This window comes from Streptomyces sp. NPDC005070 (genome assembly GCF_053600395.1).
Genome location: NZ_JBSFZS010000316.1, coordinates 1 through 3,348 on the forward strand (window position 1 = coordinate 1; position 3,348 = coordinate 3,348).

At 67.4% G+C, this 3,348-nt stretch carries 4 protein-coding genes; 3 read left to right on the forward strand and 1 reads right to left on the reverse strand.

The annotated features are described in order from the left end of the window. Positions 1-410 precede the first annotated feature (410 nt). A complete protein-coding gene (locus ACWEBX_RS38325; RefSeq protein ID WP_451889342.1) occupies positions 411-1,052 on the reverse strand; it encodes a DNA-3-methyladenine glycosylase in 642 nt (213 codons plus the stop codon). A gap of 218 nt (positions 1,053-1,270) precedes the next feature. Here ACWEBX_RS38325 and ACWEBX_RS38330 point away from each other — a divergent pair, with 218 nt between their 5' ends. From ACWEBX_RS38330 to ACWEBX_RS38340, 3 genes are all read left to right on the forward strand, one after another. After that, positions 1,271-2,056 carry a sporulation protein gene (locus ACWEBX_RS38330; protein ID WP_451889343.1) on the forward strand — a complete coding sequence of 262 codons (786 nt, stop codon included), beginning with the start codon at positions 1,271-1,273 and terminating at the stop codon, positions 2,054-2,056. Positions 2,057-2,094: 38 nt separating this feature from the next. After that, on the forward strand, positions 2,095-2,634 hold the full coding sequence (locus ACWEBX_RS38335; protein ID WP_451889344.1) for a YbhB/YbcL family Raf kinase inhibitor-like protein: 540 nt from the start codon (positions 2,095-2,097) through the stop codon (positions 2,632-2,634). A 144-nt stretch (positions 2,635-2,778) separates the two neighbouring features. Further along, positions 2,779-3,285 (forward strand): HNH endonuclease, encoded by a 507-nt coding sequence (locus tag ACWEBX_RS38340; protein ID WP_355991935.1) that lies wholly within the window; start codon positions 2,779-2,781, stop codon positions 3,283-3,285. Positions 3,286-3,348: the final 63 nt, after the last annotated feature.

Genomic DNA, 3,348 nt, shown 5'->3' on the forward strand with positions numbered 1-3,348 from the left:
TCTCGGGCTTTCCTCCGGGCGCTTCCCTTCGGTCTTGCGTTTCCGACTCTATCAGACCGTTTCCGTATCCGATTTCCTCGGTGCTTTCCAGGTTTATGCTTTCGCGTTTCCCTTTCCGGCGAGTCCGACTCTATCAGATCCTTTCGGGCCTGACTCCCAGTCAGCGGGTTAGTCTTCCGGCCTTTCAGCGCTTTCGCGTTTCGCGGCCTTTCGACATTCACTACGCTAGCGGATTTCCTCGGCGACTCATAATCGAGTTCCGCGGGTTCGAATTCAGACGTGCAGGCACGCCGAATAAGCCCCCGCTGCGGGGAAGTTGTAGGTAGTGGGTTGGCCGCTCTCGGCTGCTGGCTGAACGCCGTAACCGGTTCAAGCGGCTCGGGCTACATTACGGATCCCCTAGGGGTGCGTCAAGTTGAACGGCGGCGGGGCGCATGCGCTCTATAAGGACTCACCGTGGGGTCGTCGGCGATCCAGAAACGCCACGGGTGGACGCCTCCGTCTCCGGACACTCCGGTGCGCGGCCCGTTGCGTACCTGGTCGGAGGGGACGGGGCTCCCCGTCAGCAGCGTCAGGGGCGAACCCTCGGGGCCGCAGGCATCCGTCCCGTCGAGTGACCGGTCCACCCCCAGAGCCGTCGCGAGGCGCGCCGGCCCTTTGGCCAGTTCCTTGTCGTATCGGGCCGAGAGTCGACGTTTGCGAGCGAGATCCGCACCCTCGGTGACCTCACCGGCCCGGAGCAGCACTCCACTGGGCCTGCCCTCCGGGCCGCACACCAGGTTCATGCAGTGCCACATGCCGTAGGTGAAGTAGACGTACACATGACCGGGCGGGCCGAACATCACGCCGTTGCGGGCCGTGCGGCCGCGGTAGGCGTGCGAGCCGGGGTCGTCCGGACCGTCGTAGGCCTCGACCTCCGTGAGGCGCAGCTCGATCGGACCGTCCGGCGTGGCCCGTACGAGGAGGCGCCCCAGCAGGTCGGGGGCGACGTCCAGGACGGGCCGGTCGAAGAAGTCCCGCGTCAGGGGCGTACGGTCAGGGGCCGCGATCATGGCGTACGAGCGTAGTCCCTCCGTCCTCACCCGTGTGGTGGGGTCCGGAGCCGTTCGGCGCAGTCCGGACGGATGCGTGCCGGTGGGGTGGTCAGCGGTCCTCTCCGCTTGTAAGGGTGAGGGCGCGGAACCGGTCGGGGCCGGATCGCGTTTGTAGGGATCAAAGGATCCAGACAGGCAGAGGACGAACAGGCATTGCCTGGGGAGGAAGTGACGACATGGGGTTCAAGCGGCTGCTTGCGAGCTTGGGGGCCGGTGGGGCTTCGGTCGAGACGGTGCTGACCGAGGCCAACACCGTTCCGGGCGGCGTCGTCCAGGGTGAGGTGCGGATCCAGGGTGGTTCGGTCGACCAGTCGATCGAGGGTCTGTCGGTCGGCCTGCAGGCCAGGGTCGAGGTCGAGGGCCACGACGACCAGGAGTACAAGCAGGACGTCGAATTCACGAAGCTGCGCCTCGGCGGGGCCTTCCAGCTCCAGGCCGGCGCCGTGCACACGGTCCCGTTCGGCCTGGAGATCCCGTGGGAGACGCCGATCACCATGATCGACGGGCAGAGCCTGCGGGGGATGAACATCGGTGTGACCACCGAGCTGGAGATCGCCCGCGCCATCGACTCGGGTGACCTCGACCCGATCAACGTGCACCCGCTGCCGGCGCAGAAGGCGATTCTCGACGCCTTCATCCAGCTCGGCTTCCGCTTCAAGAACGCGGACATGGAGCGCGGCCACATCCGCAACACCCGTCAGCGGCTGCCGTTCTACCAGGAGATCGAGTTCTACCCGCCGTCGCAGTACCGCGGGCTGAACCAGGTGGAGCTGAGCTTCGTCGCGGACGACCGCGCGATGGACGTCGTCCTGGAGATGGACAAGAAGCCGGGCCTCTTCAGCGAGGGCAGCGACTCCTTCCGCTCCTTCCAGGTGGGTCTGCACGACTTCCACGGCACCGACTGGGCCGGATACCTGAACCAGTGGCTGTCGGAGGTCGGCAGCAAGCGGAGCTGGTTCTAGGCTCGAGGCACGGATTCCGCCGTTCAGGAGGTATTGACGTGACCGAGCTCAAGAGGCCGCCGCTTCCGCACGACTTCCATCCGCCGGTGCCGGCGTTCACGCTCACCAGCGAGGACGTCGAACCGGGCGCGGTGCTGAAGGACGCGCAGGTCTACGCGGCCGGGAACACCTCGCCGCAACTGAGCTGGGAAGGCTTTCCGCCGGAGACGAAGAGCTTCGCCGTGACGTGCTTCGATCCGGACGCCCCGACGGGGAGCGGGTTCTGGCACTGGGTGCTGTTCGACATCCCGGTCTCGGTGACGGAGCTGCCGACGGGCGCGGGCGGCGGCAAGTTCGAGGGGCTTCCCGACGGTGCCGTCCAGGTGCGCAACGACTACGGGTCCCGTGACTTCGGCGGCGCCGCGCCGCCGGCAGGGGATCCCGCGCACCGGTACGTCTTCACGGTGTACGCCGTGGATCAGGAGAAGCTCGGTCCCGACGCGGACGTGTCACCGGCCGTGGTGGGCTTCAATCTGCGGTTCCACACGCTGGCGCGCGCCCAGTTGATCGGCGAGTACACCAATCCCGCCACAGACTGACGTTCACCGAACGTTTGCCCGCCTCTGGTCATGGAAGTGATCAGGGGCGGGCATTTTTTATTGCGTTGTCCATCTCGGCGTGCCCGGCCAGAGTTGATCCCAGCCCGCCGCAGGTGGGCCGGTGCGCGATAGGAGGTGGGCTGGATGCGGGACACGCTGGTACTGAACGCGAGCTTTGAGCCGCTCTCGACGGTGACGATGAACCGAGCCGTCGTTCTGGTGCTTCAGGACAAGGCCGTCGTCGAGCAGGCCCACCCCGAGCTGCGCATGCGCGGTGCCGCGCTGGACATACCCGTGCCCCGGGTGATCAGGCTCTGCCGTTACGTCCGGGTGCCGTTCCGAAGACAAGCTCCGTGGTCGAGGCGGGGTGTGCTCGTACGCGACCGGCACCGGTGCGCCTACTGCGGTCGCCGGGCCACGACCGTGGACCACGTCGTGCCGCGGGCCCAGGGTGGTCAGGACTCCTGGCTGAACACCGTGGCCTCCTGCGCCGAGGACAATCACCGCAAGGCCGCCCGTACGCCGGAGCAGGCCCAGATGCCCTTGCTGCGGCAGCCGTTCGAGCCGACGCCCGCGGACGCCATGCTGCTGGCGCTCGGTCAGGACGACTTCGACGCGCTGCCGGAGTGGCTGGTCCAGCCGGCCGCGTAGCCCGTTCGGCACTACGAGGATGGGGCCCACCACCCGCGGGCGGTGGGCCCCATCCTCGTAGTG